Below are 18217 nucleotides of genomic sequence, written 5' to 3' on the forward strand. Positions count from 1 at the left end.
GGTTGCGGCGGCCCCGGACATGCCGGTACCCCCGGATCCGGCGCGCCAGTCCAGCCACTGTTACTGACGTCCCGACGCCATGCAAACCGTACTCGCTTTCATTGTTGCCTTGTGCGTACTCATCTACGTGCACGAGATGGGGCATTACCTCGCCGCGCGCGCCTGCGGCGTGAAGGTGTTGCGCTTTTCGATCGGCTTCGGGCGGCCGCTGCTACGCTGGATCTCGAAGAGCCGCGACCGCACCGAATGGACGGTGGCGGCCATCCCGCTGGGCGGCTACGTGAAGATGCTGGACGAGCGCGAGTTCGACCCCGAGCGCGACGCCCGGATCGATCCGGCCGACCTGCCGCGCGCGTTCAACCGCCAGCCGGTCGGCAAGCGCTTCATCATTGTCGCGGCCGGGCCGCTGGCCAATTTCCTGCTGGCGATCGTGCTGTACTTCGCGCTGTTCGCCGGCGGCATGCGCGAACCCGCGCCGATCGTCGCCGCGCCGGCGGCCGGCACCATGGCGCAGCAGGCCGGCGTGCGCGAAGGCGACCGGGTGCTGTCGCTGACCGCCAACGGCCATACCGAAGCGGTGCGTTCCTGGAACGACCTGCGCATGGCGGTCTTCGCCGGGGGCTTCGGCGATGCGCGCGCCGTGCTGCGCGTGCGCGCCGCCGATGGCACCGAGCGCGACGTCACGCTGGCGCGCCTGCCCAATACCGGCGGCAACCCGGAGCAGGATCCGCTCAGCACGCTGGGCCTGAATCTGAAAGGCGGGCCGGTCACGATCACCGAGGTATTGCCGGACTCGGCCGCCGAGCGCGCCGGGCTGAAGAAGGGCGACCGCATCGTCGCCTGGCAGGGCACCCCGATGACCCAGGCCAGCGCGCTGATCAAGGCGGTGCGCAGCCAGCCGGGCCAGACCGTGACGCTCGGCATCGAGCGCGACGGCAAGCGGCTGGACGTGCCGGTGACGCTGGACGCTGCCGCCCCGCGCGACGGCGAGAAGGATGCCAGCGGCGCGCCGGCGCCGCCCGCAGGCAAGCTGGGCGCGGCGCTCAGCCAGGCGGTGGAGATGGAGACGGTGCGCTACCGTCCGGACGAGGCGCTGGCGCGCGCGTTCGGCCAGGTGTGGGACACCAGCGCGCTGTCGCTGAAGCTGCTGGGCAAGATGCTGGTGGGGCAGGCGTCGCTGCAGAACCTGAGCGGACCGCTGACAGTGGCGGACTACGCCGGGCGTGCCGCAAACCTCGGCCTGCAGGCTTTTGTCAGCTTCCTGGCGCTGGTCAGCGTCAGCCTCGGTGTACTGAATTTGTTACCTATTCCGGTTCTGGATGGGGGGCATTTGCTGTATTATTGCGTGGAATTTTTGACTGGCCGGCCCGTACCAGACCACTGGCAGGCAATGCTGCAGAAGGTTGGCATTGCCTGCATCCTGCTCCTGACCTCGCTCGCTTTGTTCAATGACGTCAGCCGAATGTTTCTGGCGAACGGCTAGAAACGCTTGTCGGCAAGGGGGCGGTCGTGTCGTCGGACACCGTCGCCAGGGGGCGCCATTGCCATGCGCAGTCCCACGAGGCATGGAAAATCCTGGATGGAATCAAAGAGGGGATCAACATTGATCAGACATAAGCGCATTTCGCTGGGCTTGCTGGCGAGTGCCGTTATTGCAGCCTGGAGCCCGGCGGGCTGGGCTGCCGATCCGTTCGTCGTCAGGGACATCCGCGTTGAGGGCCTGCAGCGCGTCGAGCCGGGTACGGTGTTTGGCTACCTCCCCGTGCGCGTCGGTGAAACGTTCACCGACGACAAGGGCGCCGATGCGATCCGTGCCCTCTACAATACCGGCTTCTTCAAGGACGTGCAGATCCGCGCCGAAGACGGCGTGCTGGTCGTGCAGGTGGAAGAACGCCCGGCGATCTCGCAACTGGAATTCGTCGGCATCAAGGAATTCGACAAGGACACGCTGCGCCGCTCGCTGCGCGCGGTCGGCGTCGCCGAAGCGCGCTACTATGACAAGGCGCTGATCGACAAGGCGGAGCAGGAGCTCAAGCGCCAGTATGTCGCGCGCGGCTACTATGCCGCCGACGTGCAGACCACGGTTACGCCGGTGGACCGCAACCGCGTCTCGGTCGTGTTCAACGTCGAGGAAGGCCCGGTCGCCAAGATCCGCCAGATCAATATCGTCGGCAACAAGGCGTTCAAGGAAAGCACGCTGCGCGACGAGATGCAGCTGTCCACGCCGAACTGGCTGTCGTGGTACACCAAGAATGACCTGTACTCGAAGCAGAAGCTGACCGCCGACCTGGAGGCGCTGCGTTCCTACTACCTGAACCGCGGCTACCTCGAGTTCGCGATCGAATCGACCCAGGTCTCGATCACGCCGGACAAAAAGGACATCTACCTGACGCTGAACATCAAGGAAGGCGAGCAGTACAAGGTGTCCGACATCCGCCTGGCCGGCGAACTGCTGGGCAAGCAGGAGGAAATGGAAAAACTGCTGCAGCTGAAGAAGGGCGACATCTTCTCGTCCGAAAAGCTGACCGCCAGCACCAAGGCCATTACCGACCTGCTCGGCACCTATGGCTACGCCTTCACCACGATCAACCCGCAGCCGAACATCGACCAGGAAAAGCGCGAGGTCGCGCTGACGCTGATGGTCGACCCGGGACGGCGCGTCTATGTGCGCCGCGTCAACGTGGTGGGCAACAGCAAGACCCGCGACGAAGTGGTGCGCCGCGAGATGCGCCAAATGGAAAGCTCGTGGTTCGACAGCGAGAAGCTGCAGCAGTCGCAGGCGCGTATCAACCGGACCGGCTACTTCACCGACACCAACATCACCACCGAGGACGTGGCCGGCGCGCCCGACCAGGTCGATGTGAACGTCAACGTGACCGAAAAACCGACCGGGCAGATCAGCCTGGGCGTGGGCTTCTCGTCCACCGACAAGTTGGTGCTGCAGGCCGGCCTGCGCCAGGACAACGTGTTCGGCTCCGGTACCAGCCTGGGCCTGGACGTGAACACCGCCAAGTCGTTCCGTACCATCGCGCTGACGCAGTACGACCCGTATTTCACGGTGGACGGCATCAGCCGCTCGACCGATATCTACTACCGCACTTCGCGTCCGCTGTACTACACCGGCGACCAGGACTACAAGATCGTCTCCGCCGGCGGCGGCTTCAAGTTCGGCGTGCCGTTCTCGGAAGTCGACACCGTGTTCTTCGGTATCGGCTACGAGCGCACCCAGGTCTATACCTCGGTCAACACGCCGAGCCAGTACACGGCGTGGCTGAACGCGATCGGCAAGAACAGCGGCGACGGCATCAACAACTTCCCGTTTACGATCGGCTGGGCACGTGACCGCCGCGACAGCGCGCTGGTCCCGACCAAGGGCCCGTACACCCAGGCCAACCTGGAAGTGGGCCTGCCGGGCGGCGATACGCAGTACTACCGCGCCAGCGTGCAGCAGCAGTACTTCTATCCGATCTCGAAGTCGTTCACGCTGGCGCTGAACGGTGAAGTCGCTTACGGCCACGGCTACGGCAACACGCCGTTCCCGGTGTTCAAGTACTTCTACGCCGGCGGTATCGGCTCGGTGCGCGGCTACCAGACCAGCACGCTGGGTCCTAAGGACCAGAACGGCAACCCGGTGGGCGGTGCATCCAAGATGATCGGTAACGTGGAATTCATCTTCCCGCTGCCGGGCTCGGGTGTCGACCGCACGCTGCGCCTGTTCACGTTCTTCGACTTCGGTAACGTCTACCAGGAAGGCGCGCCGATTTCGTTCAGCGACCTCAAGTACTCGACCGGCTTCGGCATGTCGTGGCTGTCGCCGATCGGCCCGCTGAAGATCAGCATGGGCTTCCCGCTCAACCGGGAAGAAACTGACAAGGTCCAGCGCTTCCAGTTCCAGATCGGGACGGCATTCTGATTCTGTAAAAGGATCTGTTTTCATGATGACAACATCCAAACTGGTCAAATCCCTGGGCGCCGCCGCATTCGCCACCGCCGCGCTGTGCACCGCGATGCCGGCCATGGCCCAGGAGGCGCGCATTGCCGCCGTCAATTCCGAGCGCATCCTGCGCGATTCGCAGCCGGCCAAGCAGGCCCAGGTGAAGCTCGAGCAGGAGTTCTCCAAGCGCGACCGCGAGCTGCAGGACATGGCCCAGAAGATCAAGGGCATGGCCGACAAGCTCGACAAGGACACCGCCGTGCTGGCCGACTCCGACCGCCAGCGCCGCCAGCGCGAGGTGGCCGACCTCGATCGCGAGTTCCAGCGCAAGCAGCGCGAGTTCCGCGAGGACCTGAACCAGCGCCGTAATGAAGAGCTGGCGCAGGTGCTCGAGCGCGCCAACCGCGTGATCCGCCAGCTGGCGGAGCAGCGCAAGTACGACCTGATCGTGCAGGAAGCCGTGTACGTGAACCCGCGCATCGACATCACCGACGACGTGATGAAGGCGCTGAACGCCGGCGCCCGCTAAGCCGCCGCTGTTCGTTTCGTCCCTTTTTTCAGGAAGTACCGCCATGCAGACACCCACACTGGGTCAGCTCGCCACCGAGAACGGCGCGCAGGTTGTGGGTGATCCCGACCTGGCGATCGTTGGCCTGGCTCCCCTTGACCAGGCTTCGGCGGGCGAGCTCTCGTTCCTGTCCAATCCGCTCTACCTGCAGCAGGCGCTGGATTCGCAAGCCGGCGCCGTGATCGTGTCGCCGGCCGACCTCGAGCGCATCCGCGCCGAGGGCCGGGCCGACGGCCGCAACTGGCTGGTGGCGCGCAATCCCTACGTCTGCTTTGCCCGCGTGGCGCAGCGCTTCGATCGCGAAGCCAACCACGATCCCCGCGTCGGCATCGACCCGCGTGCCAGCGTGTCGCCCGACGCGGTGGTGCCGGCGTCGTGCTTCATCGGCCCGAACGTGGTGATCGAGCGCGGCGCGCGGCTGGGCGAGCGCGTCCGCATCCTGGCCAACGGCTACGTCGGTGCCGGTGCCGAGATCGGCGACGATTCGCTGCTGTACGCCAATGTTTCGATCTACCACCACTGCGTGGTCGGCGCGCGCGCCATCCTGCACAGCGGCGTGGTGATCGGCGCCGATGGCTTCGGTTTCGCTCCCGATATCAGCGCCACCGGCGTCGAATACGTGAAGATCCCGCAAACGGGACGCGCGGTGCTGGGTCATGACGTGGAGGTCGGCGCCAATACGGCGATCGATCGCGGCGCCATGGCCGACACCGTGGTCGAGGACGGCTGCAAGATCGACAACCAGGTCCAGATCGCGCACAACGTACGGGTCGGCGCCCATACGGTCATTGCCGGCTGCGCCGCGGTATCGGGCAGCACGCGCATCGGCCGCTTCTGCGTGATCGGGGGCGCCGCCAATTTTGCCGGCCACCTGACCATCGCCGACCGGACCACAGTGTCCGGCGGTACGTCGATTACCAAATCCATTACCAAGCCCGGGGGCCATTTCACCAGCGTCTTCCCGTTCCTGCCGCACGGCGAGTGGGAACGCAACGCAGCCATCGTGCGCGGCCTGAGCAAGCTGCGCGAACGCGTGGTGGCGCTGGAACGTCGCCTGCGCGGCCAGTCCGCCGGGTCCCAACCCACACAAGACTAAGAGAAATCATCATGAGCGCGGCCGAAATCGATATCCGCAAGATCCTCAAGCTGCTGCCGCACCGGTACCCGTTCCTGCTGGTCGACCGCGTGCTGGAGTTCGAAGCGCAGAAGCGGATCAAGACGCTGAAGAACGTCACCATCAACGAGCCTTACTTCCAGGGCCATTTCCCGGAACAGCCGGTGATGCCGGGCGTGATGATCCTGGAAGCGCTGGCGCAGTCGGCCGGCCTGCTGACCTTCGGCGCCGACATGGAGCGCAAGGAAGGCGCGCTGTACTACTTTGTCGGCATCGACGGCGCCCGCTTCAAGCAGGTGGTGTACCCGGGCGACCAGCTGCACATGAATGTGACGGTCGAGCGCTATATCCGCGGCATCTGGAAATTCAAGGCGTTCGCCACCGTGGACGACAAGGTCGCCTGCGAGGCGGAACTGATGTGCACCGTGAAGCAGGCCGAGTGAGGCCGGCTGCCGCGCTCCCGGACGGGCGCGCGGCGCGGACGGGAACCTTTGCCGCGCGCAGGGGCCCATTCTTCACCAGACACACCACAGGACAGGACGTATGACGCAAATCCACCCCACCGCCCTGGTTGACCCGAAGGCAGAGCTTGCAGCCGACGTGACCGTCGGGCCGTTCTCCATCGTCGGCCCCAATGTGCGGATCGGCAGCGGCACCCGGATCGGCTCGCATACGACGGTCGAGGGCCATACCACGATCGGCGAGGGCAACAACATCGGTCCCTATGCCTCGGTCGGCGGCGTGCCGCAGGACATGAAGTACCGCAACGAGCCGACCCGGCTCGAGATCGGCGACCGCAACACCATCCGCGAATTCACGACGATCCACACCGGCACGGTGCAGGACCGCGGCCTGACCAGCATCGGCAGCGACAACTGGATCATGGCCTACGTGCATATCGCGCATGACTGCTCGGTCGGCAACCACACCGTGTTTTCCAGCAACGCGCAGATCGCCGGCCACGTCGACGTGGGCGACTGGGCCATCCTGGGCGGCATGAGCGGCGTGCACCAGTTCGTGCGCATCGGTGCCCACGCGATGCTGGGCGGTGCCTCGGCGCTGGTGCAGGACGTGCCGCCGTTCGTGATCGCCGCCAGCGACAAGGGCGGCAACAAGGCGACGCCGCATGGCGTCAACGTGGAGGGGCTGCGCCGCCGCGGCTTCGATGCGGCCCAGATCGCCGCGCTGCGCCAGGCCTACAAGCTGCTTTACAAGTCCGACCTCAGCTTCGACGAGGCCCGCAACGAGATCGCCGCCTTGCTGGCCCAGTCGGATGCCGGCACCGCGGCGCCGCTGCAGTCGTTCGTCGACTTCCTTGCCGCCACCCAGCGCGGCATCGTGCGCTGAGACCGGGCTGCACATGGTCGACGCCGCGATTCGGGGTGGCCTGCCCACGGGCAACGGTTCTGCCGCCGCCAGGCGCGGCACCATCGCCATGGTGGCCGGAGAGGCCTCCGGCGACCTGCTGGCATCGCTGATGATGGGCGGGCTCAAGACCCGCCTGGGCGATACCATGGCGTACGCCGGGATCGGCGGCAAGCGCATGATGGCGCAGGGCTTCGTCTCGCGCTGGCCGATGGAAACGCTGTCGGTCAACGGCTATGTCGAGGTGCTGGGCTCGCTGCGAGAGATCCTGCGCACCCGGCGCGAGGTGCGAGACTGGCTGCTGGCCGAGCCGCCGCAGTGCTTTATCGGGGTCGACGCCCCGGATTTCAATTTCGGCCTGGAAGTGCCGCTGCGCCGCGCCGGCATCCCGGTGGTGCATTTCGTCAGCCCGTCGATCTGGGCCTGGCGCGGCGGGCGCATCCGCACCATCGCGCGCGCGGTGGACCACATCCTGTGCCTGTTCCCGTTTGAGCCCGAGATCTACGCCAAGGCCGGCATTCCCGCCACCTACGTCGGGCACCCGCTCGCCGACGTGATCCCGATGGTGCCTGACGTGGCCGGCGCGCGCGCCGAGCTGGGGCTGCCTGCCGGCCACCGCGTGGTCGCGGTGCTGCCTGGCAGCCGGCAGTCCGAGGTGCGCAACCTTGGCGCCACCTTCTTTGCCGCGATGGCGCAGATGCAGCGCATGGACCCGAACCTGGCGTTCGTGCTGCCGGCGGCAAGCGCGCCGCTGCGCGCCATCGTCGAAGACCTGCACCGGCAGTATCCGGAACTGCGCCTGACCATTGTCGACGGCAAGTCGCACCAGGCCATGGAAGCCGCTGACGTGGTGCTGCTGGCCAGCGGTACCGCGACGCTGGAGGCGGCGCTGTACAAGAAGCCGATGGTGATCTCGTACAAGGTGCCCTGGCTGACCGCGCAGATCATGAAGCGGCAGGGTTACCTGCCGTACGTGGGATTGCCTAATATCCTTTCAGGGCGCTTTGTCGTGCCCGAGCTGCTGCAGGACGATGCCACGCCCGAGGCGCTGGCCCGCGAAACGCTGCTGCAGCTCAACGACGAGGGCAATACCGCCTTCCTGTACGAGCATTTCACCCGCATGCACGAGACGCTCAAGTGCAACACCGCGCAGATTGCCGCCGATGTGGTGGTCGATTTGATGCATAGCCGGGGCAAAGTCTGATGGCCCGCCGCAATGCCGTATCCCTGCAGATGGGACTGGACCTGGCTCCTTCCGCATCCCCCGTGCAACGTTTGTGCGGCGTGGACGAGGCGGGCAGGGGGCCGTTGGCAGGCCCGGTCTATGCCGCCGCCGTGGTGCTGGACCCCAAGCGCCAGATCCGCGGGCTGGCCGATTCCAAGATCCTGACCGCCGCCAAGCGCGAGGCGCTGTACGAGAAGATCTGCGAGCGAGCGCTGGGTTGGCATATCGCCTTCGCCACGGTCGAGGAAATCGACACCATCAATATCTTCCACGCCAGCATGCTGGCGATGCAGCGCGCCGTGCAGGGCCTGGCCGCCAAGGGAATCGTGCCGGACCTGGTGCAGGTCGATGGCAACCGCTGCCCGCAGGTGCCGTTCCCGGTCGAGGCCATCGTCAAGGGCGACGCGCTGGTCAAGGCGATTTCCGCAGCGTCGATCCTGGCCAAGGTGGCGCGCGACCGTGCCCTGATGGAGCTGCACGCAACCTACCCGCAGTACGGCTTCGACTCGCACGTCGGCTACGCCACGCCGCAGCACATGGCCGCGCTGGCCGAGTTCGGCGCCACGCCGCATCACCGCCGCTCGTTCGCGCCGGTGCGCGAGGCGCTGGCACAGCGTCCGCTGTTTACCGCGGTGACGGCAGTTGCTGCCGGGGGCATTGACGGCATCGAAGTCGCCGAACTCACCACCCCGATCCAGGCCGCGTCCCCAGGCACCCTGCAAACCGACGCACCGTGAAGCACGTCACCTCGCGCGACAACGCGCTGTTCAAGCACCTGAAGGCGCTGGCCACCTCCACCCACCAGCGCCGCAAGGCCGGGCAGTCGCTGCTCGACGGCGTGCACCTGGCCCAGGCCTATGTGGATGCACTGGGCCAGCCAGTCACCTGCGTGGTGTCCGAGCGCCACTACGACCATGCCGAGGTTGCGCCGCTGCTGGCGCGCGTCGACGCGGAGCGGCTGGTAGTGCTGGCCGATACGCTGTTCACGCAGATTTCCGGCGTGGTCAACGGCATCGACCTGATGCTGGTGATCGAAACGCCTGCTGGCCACCTGCCGGCGCGCATCGAAGAGGACTGCATCATCCTCGACGGCGTGCAGGACGCCGGCAATGTCGGCTCGATCCTGCGCAGCGCCGCCGCGGCGGGCATTCGCCATGCCTTCCTGGCAACGGGATGCGCGTTCGCCTGGTCGGTGAAGACGCTGCGCGCCAGCATGGGCGCCAACTTCCACCTGAACATCGTCGAGCACTGCACCGTGGAGTCGCTGGCACCGCGGCTGGCGCTGCCATTGCTGGCGACGTCGTCGCATGCCGACGCCGCGGTGTTCGATACGGACCTGCGCGCGCCGGTGGCCTGGGTGGTCGGCAATGAAGGCGCCGGCGTCAGCGACGCGTGGATGCAGCACGTCAAGCGCAAGGTCGGCATTCCACAGCCGGGCGGCCTGGAATCGCTGAACGTGGCGGCCGCCACCGCGATCTGCCTGTTCGAGGCGGTGCGGCAGCGGCGATGAAAAAAGCGGCCGGGCGGCCGCTTTTTGTTTGTGCCTAGTAGTTGTCGCGATCGACCTTGATCTCCTGCAGGATCGTGGTCGCAATCTCTTCGATCGACTTGTGCGTCGACGACAGCCACTTGATGCCTTCGCGCCGCATCATCGCCTCGGCCTCATTGACCTCGTAGCGGCAGTTCTCCACCGCCGCGTACTTGCTGCCGGGGCGGCGCTCGTTGCGGATCTCGGTCAGGCGCTGCGGGTCGATCGACAGCCCGAAGATCTTGCTCTTGAACGCGTACAGCGCCGACGGCAGCTTGCCGCGCTCGAAATCGTCCGGGATCAGCGGGTAATTGGCCGCCTTCAGCCCGTATTGCATCGCCAGGTAGAGGCTGGTCGGGGTCTTGCCGCTGCGCGACACGCCCACCAGGATCACATCGGCTTCTTCGAGGTTCTTGTGCGACTGGCCGTCGTCGTGCGCCAGCGAGAAGTTGATCGCCTCGATCCGGTTCTTGTACGCCTCGGTATCGGCATTCTGGTGGAAGCGGCCGATGGCGTGGGTGGACTTGAGCCCCAGTTCCTTCTCGAGCGGCTCGATGAAGGTCTGGAACATGTCCAGGATCATCGCCTTGGCACGGCGCAGTGCCTTGTTCGCTTCCTGGTTGACCAGCGTGGTGAAGACGATCGGCGGCACGCCTTCGTTGTGGAAGGCCTCGTTGATCTTGCCGACCGCGATATGTGCCTTTTCCGGGGTATCGACGAAGGGCATCCGCACCTTGCGGAAGCGCATTTCGAACTGCGCCAGGATCGAGTGACTGAACGTTTCCGCAGTGATCCCGGTGCCATCCGAGACGATAAAGACGGTACGCACCGGCGGCCGGTCGCCGGTCTGGGCGGCTGCAGCGGGCGTTATCGCAGGTCTTGTCGCGGTCGCTTGGGTGGACGGGGAGGCGGGCTGCGTTCCAGGCTGGGTCCCGGAATCCGCTGTACCGGGCGCTTCTGGCTGGGACATGGGGTTGCGCAAATAAATAGATTCAATCTTCCGCAGAAAAGTGCGGCGCAGCACGGTAGAATAGCGGCGATCTTTTCGCTAAGCAATTCCGCGAGGGGCCCGCTTTGCATCAATCCAGGCCCGGAATTGTCGACAATGTGCGCTGCGCGATGAGAGCCGTAGCGCCGTGTCCGCAACATTGCAGCACCATGAGCATGGGCTTGCTTAGCCAAGCGATCGGTCCGGGAACAGAACGCGAACAACATACCGGGCATGCGCAACAAGTTTTCTACTTTGTTTTGAGGCTCTCATGACTAACCAGGCAGATAACGGCGCCTACGTGTTGCCGTTCGAGCAGTTGCGCATGGCTGACGTGGAAATCGTCGGCGGCAAGAATTCGTCGCTGGGCGAGATGATCTCCCAGCTGGCGGAGGCCGGCGTGCGCGTTCCCGGCGGTTTTGCCACCACCGCGCTTGCCTTCCGCGACTTCCTCGCCCACAACAACCTGACCGAGCGCATCTCCCAGCGCCTGAAGACGCTCGACGTCGACGACGTCAAGGCCCTGGCCGAGGCCGGTGCCGAGATCCGCGACTGGGTCGCCACCGCTCCGTTCCAGCCGCGCCTGGAACAGGAAATCCGTGAGTTCTATGCCCGCGTGTCCGAGCGCGAAGGCGCCGAGGCTTCGTTCGCGGTGCGTTCGTCGGCCACGGCCGAAGACCTGCCCGACGCCTCGTTCGCCGGCCAGCAGGAGTCCTACCTGAACGTCAGCGGCATCGACGACGTGCTGGACAAGATCAAGCACGTGTTCGCCTCGCTGTACAACGACCGCGCTATCTCCTACCGCGTGCACAAGGGTTTTGCCCATGACGTGGTGGCACTGTCCGCCGGTATCCAGCGCATGGTCCGTTCGGACCTGGCCGCTTCCGGCGTGATGTTCACCATCGACACCGAATCCGGCTTCCCCGATGTGGTTTTCATCACCTCCAGCTACGGCCTGGGCGAAACGGTGGTGCAGGGCGCGGTCAACCCGGACGAGTTCTACGTCTTCAAGCCGACGCTGCAAGCCGGCCAGTACCCGATCATCCGCCGCTCGATCGGCTCCAAGCTGATCAAGATGGAATTCACCAAGCCGGGCGAAGCCGGCCGCGTGAAGACCGTCGATGTGCCGGCCGAGCTGCGCAACCGCTACTCGATCACCGACGAAGACGTGACCGAGCTGGCCCGGTACGCGGTGATCATCGAGAAGCACTATGGCCGCCCGATGGACATCGAGTGGGGCAAGGACGGCAAGGACGGCAAGATCTACATCCTGCAGGCCCGCCCGGAAACGGTGAAGAGCCAGTCGGCCGGCAAGGCCGAGCAGCGCTTCAAGCTCAAGGGCACCGCCCCCGTGCTGACCAGCGGCCGCGCCATCGGCCAGAAGATCGGCACCGGCCCGGTCCGCGTCATCAACGATCCGTCCGAGATGGAACGCGTGCAGCCCGGCGACGTGCTGGTCGCCGACATGACCGACCCGAACTGGGAGCCGGTGATGAAGCGCGCTTCGGCGATCGTCACCAACCGTGGCGGCCGTACCTGCCACGCGGCCATCATCGCGCGTGAACTGGGCGTGCCGGCCGTGGTCGGCTGCGGCGATGCCACCGACATCCTGAAGGATGGCACGCTGGTAACCGTGTCGTGCGCCGAGGGCGACGAAGGCCGCATCTACGACGGCCTGCTCGAAACGGAAGTGACCGAAGTCCAGCGTGGCGACATGCCGGAAATCGACGTCAAGCTGATGATGAACGTGGGCAACCCGCAGCTGGCCTTCGACTTCGCGCAGATCCCGAACTGCGGCGTCGGACTGGCCCGCCTGGAATTCATCATCAACAACAACATCGGGGTCCACCCGAAGGCCATCCTCGACTATCCGCAGGTCGATGCCGACCTGAAGAAGGCCGTGGAAAGCGTGGCCCGCGGCCACGCCAGCCCGCGCGCGTTCTACGTTGACAAGCTGGCCGAGGGCATCGCCACCATCGGCGCGGCCTTCTACCCGAAGCCCGTGATCGTGCGCCTGTCGGACTTCAAGTCCAACGAGTACAAGAAGCTGATCGGCGGTTCGCGCTACGAGCCGGACGAGGAAAACCCGATGCTGGGCTTCCGCGGCGCCTCGCGCTACATCGCCGAAGACTTCGCCGAAGCGTTCGAGATGGAATGCAAGGCCATGAAGCGCGTGCGCGATGAAATGGGCCTGACCAACGTCGAGATCATGGTGCCGTTCGTGCGTACGCTGGGCCAGGCCGAGAAGGTCATCGGCCTGCTGGCCAAGCACGGCCTGAAGCGCGGCGAGAATGGCCTGCGCATCATCATGATGTGCGAAGTGCCGTCCAACGCGATCCTGGCCGAAGAGTTCCTGCAGTACTTCGACGGCTTCTCGATCGGCTCGAACGACCTGACGCAGCTGACGCTGGGCCTGGACCGCGACTCGGGCATGGAGCTGCTGGCCAAGGACTTCGACGAACGCGATCCGGCGGTGTGCTTCATGCTGTCGCGCGCCATTTCGGCGTGCATCCGCCTGGACAAGTACGTCGGCATCTGCGGCCAGGGTCCTTCGGACCACCCGGACTTTGCCGAATGGCTGACCAGGGAAGGCATCAAGTCGATCTCGCTGAACCCCGATTCGGTGGTCGACACCTGGCAGAAGCTGGCTTCCTGAGGCTTTTGACGTCACAATAACGACATTCGCCGGCGCGCCTTCGGCAGCCGGCTGGCACCGGCCCCTGCGTCAGGTGTTGCATCGGCCCCGCAGGCGCCCCTGGCGCTGCGGGGTTTTTGTTTTTCGGGAATCGATTCCGGGCATTCGCTGCCGGGAACCGATCGGACGGGGGGATTTCGGATGGCGTACTACATCTGGTTCGTGGCGGCGGTCGCGCTGGTGATCGTCGAACTGAATACCGGCACGTTCTACCTGCTGATGGTGGCCGTCGGGCTGGCCGCCGGCGGCGTCGCGGCCTTGCTGGACCTGTCGCCCGCCGCGCAGACGGTGACCGCGGCGCTGGTCGCCGCGGTGCTGATCGCCGGGCTGCGCCGTACCCGTTTCGGCAAGCTGCGGCGCGGCAATGCCGCCGCCGATCCCAACGTCAATCTCGACATCGGCCAGGAACTCGACGTTGCAGCGTGGGACGCCAACGGCCGTGCGCGCGTGCCGTACCGGGGCGCAGACTGGACCGTCGAGCTTGCGCCGAACTGCGCCGCGGCGCCGGGCCGCTACCGTATCGTCGAAGTGCGCGGCAGCACGCTGGTGGTTTCGCCGCGCTGAGCCGCATCCAAGGGTTGCCCGGTGCCAGCCGCGCAACCATCCGCCTGCCGCCGTTCCGGCGGCGCCGTACCGCTGTTTCCTGACCGGAGGTTTGTTACATGCTCGCTTTTCAGCTTGGCCTGTTGCCGCTGATCATCCTTATTGCCGTGATCGTGCTGATCGCCAGGGGCATCAAGATCGTGCCGCAGCAGCACGCCTGGGTGCTGGAGCGCCTGGGCCGCTACCATGCGACGCTGACGCCGGGGCTGTCGATCGTGGTGCCGTTCGTCGACCGCGTTGCCTACAAGCACGTGCTCAAGGAAATCCCGCTGGACGTGCCCAGCCAGGTCTGCATCACCAAGGACAATACGCAGCTGCAGGTGGACGGCGTGCTGTACTTCCAGGTGACCGACCCGATGAAGGCGTCCTACGGCTCGAGCAACTTCGTGGTGGCGATCACGCAGCTGTCGCAGACCACGCTGCGCTCGGTGATCGGCAAGCTGGAGCTGGACAAGACCTTCGAGGAGCGCGAGTTCATCAACCACAGCGTGGTGAACGCGCTCGATGAGGCCGCCGCCAACTGGGGCGTCAAGGTGCTGCGCTACGAGATCAAGGACCTGACGCCGCCGAAGGAAATCCTGCATGCGATGCAGGCGCAGATCACCGCCGAGCGCGAGAAGCGCGCGCTGATCGCCGCGTCGGAGGGCAAGCGCCAGGAACAGATCAACCTGGCCACGGGTGCGCGGGAAGCGGCCATCCAGAAGTCGGAAGGCGAGAAACAGGCCGCCATCAACAAGGCGCAGGGCGAGGCGGCGGCGATCCTGGCGGTGGCGGACGCCAATGCCCAGGCGATCCAGAAGGTGGGCAACGCGATCCGCACCGAAGGCGGCATGGACGCGGTCAACCTGAAGGTGGCCGAGGAATACGTGGCTGCGTTCGGCAACCTGGCCAAGCAGGGCAATACGCTGATCGTGCCCGGGAATATGAGCGAGATGAGCAGCATGATCGCGTCAGCGCTGCAGATCGTGAAGGGGCAGAAGGCCGGCGCCTGAGCACGCAGGCGCCGCCGGGCGGCATTATCCCTTGGTGTCGCCCTTCATGATGCGCGCCTTCTCGCGCTGCCAGTCGCGCTGCTTTTCGGTCTCGCGCTTGTCGAACTGCTTCTTGCCCTTGGCCAGGCCGATCTCGCATTTCACTCTGCCACGCGTGTAATGCAGGTTCAGCGGCACCAGCGTGTAGCCGCGCTGCTCGACCTTGCCGATCAGCTTCTTGATCTCGTCGGCCTTCAGCAGCAGCTTGCGCGTGCGCACCGGATCGGGGTTGACGTGGGTGGAGGCGCTCTGCAGCGGGCTGATATGGGCGCCGATCAGGAACATCTCGGCGTCGCGCACCACCACGTAGCCTTCCTTGATCTGTACTCGGTTCGCGCGGATCGCCTTCACTTCCCAGCCTTCCAGCACGATCCCGGCCTCATATCGCTCTTCGATGAAGTAGTCGAAAAAGGCCTTCTTGTTGTCTGCGATGGTCATGCGTGCGGGTAGGGGAACAATGTGGTGAAAGCGGGCCGGATCGCTGCAGCGCCGCATGGCGAAGTGCCGCCAGCGACCAGCGTCGGCTAAAATTGGGATTTTAGCAAACCAGCCCCGGTACCGGCTTGTGTCCTGGCGCAATGCGCCAGGCATGGCCGGGAGCCAGATTTTCCAATACATGGCAGACGTCCATAAATCCGTGCTGCTCGGCTATTCCGCCGCGCAGATGTACGACCTGGTCACGCGCGTGGAGGACTATCCCAAGTTCCTGCCATGGTGCGGCGGCGTGGAGGTGTTCGAGCAGACCGAAACCACGCTCGACGCCAAGATCCATATCCATTTCAAGGGGATCCAGCAGTTCTTCCACACCCGCAATACGCAGGAGCGCCCGACCCGCATCGACATGACCTTCGCCGACGGGCCCTTCAAGACCTTTAATGGCGCGTGGCGCTTTACGCCGCTGCGCGTGGACGCCTGCAAGATCGAATTCCACCTGCACTATGAGTTTTCGAGCCTGCTGCTGGAAAAGCTCATCGGCCCGGTGTTCAGCATGATCGCGAATACCTTCGTCGATGCCTTCGTCAAGCGCGCCGAGGTGGTCTATGGCGCCAGTTGAAGGCGCGGGCACCGTGCATGTCACGGTGTGCTATGCGCGGCCCCATGCGGTATTCCTGAAGGAGATCGACGTGCCCGCGGGCACCACGATCGCTGCGGCCATCGTCGGCTCGGGGCTGCAGCAGGCGTGCCCGGAAGTGGATCCGTCGACCATGCGGGTGGGCATCTTCGGCAAGCTCAAGACGCCCGATACCGTGGTGCGCGAGGGCGACCGCGTGGAGGTGTACCGGCCGCTGACTGCCGACCCCAAGCAGGCGCGGCGCAAGCGCGTGCAGAAGCTGCGCGAGGGCGGGGCGCGGGAAGGCCAGAAATGGCTGCGTGGCAATGGCTGAGCCGCAAGGCTTGCGCCACCGGCCGCAGCACTGACCGCGAAACGGGGCGTGATGCCCCGTTTTTGCTTATGTTCAGTTGCAGTTCTTTTCGAGGCTGGCGCTGGTCTTGACCAGTTCGGCCTGGCGCTGCTCGCTGTTCAGGTGCTGCAGCGAGCCGTCCTGACCCGCTACCGCCGCGCGCATCCCTTGCTGCAGGCCGGTGGCGTAGTTGCGCAGCTGGGCGCAGCGGGCCTCGCGGTCGGCAGCCTCGGCTTCCTTGCGCGCCTCTTCCGCGGCGGCTTTCAGGCGCGAGTCGCGGCGCTTCTGGAAGGCCTCTTCGGCCGTGGGCGGCGGGGCCTCCTTCGCCTTGCCCGCGGCCCTGGCAGGGGCCGGTGCAGCCACGGGGGCGTTGGCGGTCTCCGTGTTGGCGGCCTCCACCGGCTGGTACTCGCCGGCGCTGCGGCCAGGGGCACGCAGCACCCTGGCGGCGGCGCCGGAGGGCGGCACGTCGCTGTAGACCATGCGGCCGTTGGCATCGCGCCATTGCCAGTAGGCATGGGCGTGGACCGAGGCGGCAGCGGTGACGGCAGCGGCAAGCAGGCACAGCACGGACGATCGTTTCATGGCGCGGCGTCTCAAAGTGGCTGGTAAGGAACGGATGCGGCTGGAGAACTGCTGGGCCGCCGGCTGCGCGCGAGGCAATGCCGCGGCAGGCCTGCCGCGGGCGATGGCTTGGCGCCAGGGCATGGCGCCGGTTTGACCCTGGTACTTCAGTTCTGATGTGGCGCGTGTGACCCCCGCGCCATCGTCCGCTAGTCTACGCAGACTTGTCGCTGGCGTGCAAGCGCACCGACCAGGCCACGCCGACCATCAGCAACACAATGGCGGCAATTTCCAGCGGCCGCGGCCAGCGGTGGTCGAAGACAAAGCCATATGCCAGCGCGAACAGCGTCTCGAACACGATCATCTGGCCCGACAGCGTCAGCGGCAGGCGCCGGCTGGCGATGTTCCACAGGTTGTTGCCGATCAGCGACGCGCCCAGCGCCACCGCGGCGTTGACCATCCAGAACCACTGCCAGTCGCGGCCGCTGTCGCCGGAAGTGAGGGCATCGCCCGCCACCAGCCAGCCGACTATGGCCAGCACGGCCGATACCGCGCCGGTCGACAGCCCATAGAGCGCCGACCATTCATTGCCGCTGTAGTGCGGGTTGCGCTGCAGGTAGCGCGCGTTGTCGACCGCATAGAGCGTCCAGCAGACCAGCGCGCCGGCGGCGCAGCAGACGCCGGCAATCTTCTGCCAGACCGGCCGCACGGCGTCACCGGCCGCGGCGGCATGTGCGCTCTGGCCGCCGCCGAACAGGTCGATGTTGATGCAGGCGATGCCCGCGGCCACCACCAGCAGCGGCCACAGCAGCCGCGACAGCGGCACCGCACCGTGGTCGCGCCGGCCCATGATGGTGACCGTGATCGGCAGGATGCCGATAATCAGCGAAGTCGGCCCGACCCCGGCCAGCTGCACGCCGAAGGCCAGCAGCACGTAGTAGAGCAGGTTGCCGGTAAAGGCCTGGCGCAGCAGCGCCACGCAATCGGCGCGGGTCAGCTTGCGGGCGATGCGCTTGATCAGCGGCAGGGCGGCAACCAGCGCGACCAGGCCATACGCCAGGTAGCGCCCGATCGCCAGCTCCCACGGCGAGAACACGGGCAGCAGCTTGGGCGCGATAAAGACCATGCCCCAGAACGCGCCCGCCAGCAGCCCGCACAATACGCCGATCCCCATGCTTTTCAACGCCCGGTTAAAAGGA

General features: G+C 65.9%; 18 protein-coding genes. 14 read left to right on the top strand and 4 right to left on the bottom strand.

The window, feature by feature from the left end; all coding sequences use genetic code 11:
- The first annotated feature begins 79 nt into the window (after nt 1-79).
- From rseP to IPF36_RS06945, 9 genes are all read left to right on the top strand, one after another.
- Nucleotides 80-1483 carry an RIP metalloprotease RseP gene (gene rseP, locus IPF36_RS06905; RefSeq protein ID WP_135705369.1) on the top strand — a complete coding sequence of 468 codons (1404 nt, stop codon included), beginning with the start codon at nt 80-82 and terminating at the stop codon, nt 1481-1483.
- A gap of 96 nt (nt 1484-1579) precedes the next feature.
- The gene (bamA, locus tag IPF36_RS06910) at nt 1580-3913 is read left to right on the top strand and encodes an outer membrane protein assembly factor BamA (protein WP_240745874.1); all 2334 of its coding nucleotides are present in this window, start codon (nt 1580-1582) and stop codon (nt 3911-3913) included.
- Nucleotides 3914-3935: 22 nt separating this feature from the next.
- The gene (locus IPF36_RS06915) at nt 3936-4463 is read left to right on the top strand and encodes an OmpH family outer membrane protein (protein WP_133096301.1); all 528 of its coding nucleotides are present in this window, start codon (nt 3936-3938) and stop codon (nt 4461-4463) included.
- Nucleotides 4464-4506: 43 nt separating this feature from the next.
- On the top strand, nt 4507-5598 hold the full coding sequence (gene lpxD / locus IPF36_RS06920; RefSeq protein WP_135705367.1) for a UDP-3-O-(3-hydroxymyristoyl)glucosamine N-acyltransferase: 1092 nt from the start codon (nt 4507-4509) through the stop codon (nt 5596-5598).
- 11 nt (nt 5599-5609) lie between these two features.
- Nucleotides 5610-6059 (top strand): 3-hydroxyacyl-ACP dehydratase FabZ, encoded by a 450-nt coding sequence (gene fabZ / locus IPF36_RS06925; protein ID WP_010809590.1) that lies wholly within the window; start codon nt 5610-5612, stop codon nt 6057-6059.
- 100 nt (nt 6060-6159) lie between these two features.
- Nucleotides 6160-6963 (top strand): acyl-ACP--UDP-N-acetylglucosamine O-acyltransferase, encoded by an 804-nt coding sequence (gene lpxA, locus IPF36_RS06930; RefSeq protein ID WP_133096299.1) that lies wholly within the window; start codon nt 6160-6162, stop codon nt 6961-6963.
- Between the two features lie 13 nt (nt 6964-6976).
- A complete protein-coding gene (gene lpxB, locus IPF36_RS06935; RefSeq protein WP_195427627.1) occupies nt 6977-8185 on the top strand; it encodes a lipid-A-disaccharide synthase in 1209 nt (402 codons plus the stop codon).
- Nucleotides 8185-8943 carry a ribonuclease HII gene (rnhB, locus tag IPF36_RS06940; protein ID WP_195427628.1) on the top strand — a complete coding sequence of 253 codons (759 nt, stop codon included), beginning with the start codon at nt 8185-8187 and terminating at the stop codon, nt 8941-8943. The genes lpxB and rnhB overlap by 1 nt, the downstream gene beginning before the upstream one ends.
- On the top strand, nt 8940-9716 hold the full coding sequence (locus IPF36_RS06945; protein ID WP_115703349.1) for an RNA methyltransferase: 777 nt from the start codon (nt 8940-8942) through the stop codon (nt 9714-9716). The genes rnhB and IPF36_RS06945 overlap by 4 nt, the downstream gene beginning before the upstream one ends.
- Before the next feature lie 34 nt (nt 9717-9750).
- On the opposite strand, the gene IPF36_RS06950 is transcribed toward IPF36_RS06945, so the two are convergent.
- Nucleotides 9751-10563 carry a pyruvate, water dikinase regulatory protein gene (locus tag IPF36_RS06950; protein WP_063237857.1) on the bottom strand — a complete coding sequence of 271 codons (813 nt, stop codon included), beginning with the start codon at nt 10561-10563 and terminating at the stop codon, nt 9751-9753.
- 430 nt (nt 10564-10993) lie between these two features.
- Between IPF36_RS06950 and ppsA the strand changes: the two genes are divergently transcribed.
- From ppsA to IPF36_RS06965, 3 genes are all read left to right on the top strand, one after another.
- Entirely contained in the window at nt 10994-13378 is a 2385-nt protein-coding gene (gene ppsA / locus IPF36_RS06955; protein ID WP_135705366.1) for a phosphoenolpyruvate synthase, read from the top strand.
- Nucleotides 13379-13558: 180 nt separating this feature from the next.
- A complete protein-coding gene (locus IPF36_RS06960) occupies nt 13559-13981 on the top strand; it encodes an NfeD family protein (RefSeq protein WP_133096295.1) in 423 nt (140 codons plus the stop codon).
- Nucleotides 13982-14079: 98 nt separating this feature from the next.
- Nucleotides 14080-15012 (top strand): SPFH domain-containing protein, encoded by a 933-nt coding sequence (locus tag IPF36_RS06965; RefSeq protein WP_029045868.1) that lies wholly within the window; start codon nt 14080-14082, stop codon nt 15010-15012.
- Nucleotides 15013-15036: 24 nt separating this feature from the next.
- On the opposite strand, the gene smpB is transcribed toward IPF36_RS06965, so the two are convergent.
- Nucleotides 15037-15489: an SsrA-binding protein SmpB gene (gene smpB / locus IPF36_RS06970; protein ID WP_133096294.1), complete on the bottom strand. Its 453-nt coding sequence runs from the start codon at nt 15487-15489 to the stop codon at nt 15037-15039.
- Nucleotides 15490-15667: 178 nt separating this feature from the next.
- Here smpB and IPF36_RS06975 point away from each other — a divergent pair, with 178 nt between their 5' ends.
- Complete coding sequence (locus IPF36_RS06975; protein ID WP_135705364.1) at nt 15668-16105, top strand: type II toxin-antitoxin system RatA family toxin; 438 nt, start codon at nt 15668-15670, stop codon at nt 16103-16105.
- Nucleotides 16092-16436, top strand: coding sequence for an RnfH family protein (locus IPF36_RS06980; RefSeq protein ID WP_133096292.1), 345 nt, complete (start codon nt 16092-16094; stop codon nt 16434-16436). Before IPF36_RS06975 ends, IPF36_RS06980 begins: the two co-directional genes overlap by 14 nt.
- Before the next feature lie 72 nt (nt 16437-16508).
- Here IPF36_RS06980 and IPF36_RS06985 read toward each other — a convergent pair whose 3' ends face one another.
- Both IPF36_RS06985 and IPF36_RS06990 read right to left on the bottom strand, forming a co-directional pair.
- Nucleotides 16509-17039 (bottom strand): DUF4124 domain-containing protein, encoded by a 531-nt coding sequence (locus IPF36_RS06985; RefSeq protein WP_195427629.1) that lies wholly within the window; start codon nt 17037-17039, stop codon nt 16509-16511.
- 193 nt (nt 17040-17232) lie between these two features.
- Nucleotides 17233-18192 (bottom strand): DMT family transporter, encoded by a 960-nt coding sequence (locus tag IPF36_RS06990; RefSeq protein WP_133096290.1) that lies wholly within the window; start codon nt 18190-18192, stop codon nt 17233-17235.
- Nucleotides 18193-18217: the final 25 nt, after the last annotated feature.

This window comes from Cupriavidus sp. IK-TO18, from assembly GCF_015549295.1.
Classification (GTDB): Bacteria; Pseudomonadota; Gammaproteobacteria; order Burkholderiales; family Burkholderiaceae; genus Cupriavidus; species Cupriavidus oxalaticus_A.

Coding starts and splice junctions, on each gene's coding strand:
- rnhB (WP_195427628.1), top strand. CDS start 8,185: ATGGCCCGCCGCAATGCCGTATCCCTGCAGATGGGACTGGACCTGGCT.
- IPF36_RS06915 (WP_133096301.1), top strand. CDS start 3,936: ATGATGACAACATCCAAACTGGTCAAATCCCTGGGCGCCGCCGCATTC.
- smpB (WP_133096294.1), bottom strand. CDS start 15,489: ATGACCATCGCAGACAACAAGAAGGCCTTTTTCGACTACTTCATCGAA.
- ppsA (WP_135705366.1), top strand. CDS start 10,994: ATGACTAACCAGGCAGATAACGGCGCCTACGTGTTGCCGTTCGAGCAG.
- IPF36_RS06965 (WP_029045868.1), top strand. CDS start 14,080: ATGCTCGCTTTTCAGCTTGGCCTGTTGCCGCTGATCATCCTTATTGCC.
- lpxA (WP_133096299.1), top strand. CDS start 6,160: ATGACGCAAATCCACCCCACCGCCCTGGTTGACCCGAAGGCAGAGCTT.
- IPF36_RS06975 (WP_135705364.1), top strand. CDS start 15,668: ATGGCAGACGTCCATAAATCCGTGCTGCTCGGCTATTCCGCCGCGCAG.
- lpxB (WP_195427627.1), top strand. CDS start 6,977: ATGGTCGACGCCGCGATTCGGGGTGGCCTGCCCACGGGCAACGGTTCT.
- bamA (WP_240745874.1), top strand. CDS start 1,580: ATGGAATCAAAGAGGGGATCAACATTGATCAGACATAAGCGCATTTCG.
- IPF36_RS06990 (WP_133096290.1), bottom strand. CDS start 18,192: ATGGGGATCGGCGTATTGTGCGGGCTGCTGGCGGGCGCGTTCTGGGGC.
- IPF36_RS06960 (WP_133096295.1), top strand. CDS start 13,559: ATGGCGTACTACATCTGGTTCGTGGCGGCGGTCGCGCTGGTGATCGTC.
- lpxD (WP_135705367.1), top strand. CDS start 4,507: ATGCAGACACCCACACTGGGTCAGCTCGCCACCGAGAACGGCGCGCAG.
- fabZ (WP_010809590.1), top strand. CDS start 5,610: ATGAGCGCGGCCGAAATCGATATCCGCAAGATCCTCAAGCTGCTGCCG.
- IPF36_RS06985 (WP_195427629.1), bottom strand. CDS start 17,039: ATGAAACGATCGTCCGTGCTGTGCCTGCTTGCCGCTGCCGTCACCGCT.
- IPF36_RS06980 (WP_133096292.1), top strand. CDS start 16,092: ATGGCGCCAGTTGAAGGCGCGGGCACCGTGCATGTCACGGTGTGCTAT.
- rseP (WP_135705369.1), top strand. CDS start 80: ATGCAAACCGTACTCGCTTTCATTGTTGCCTTGTGCGTACTCATCTAC.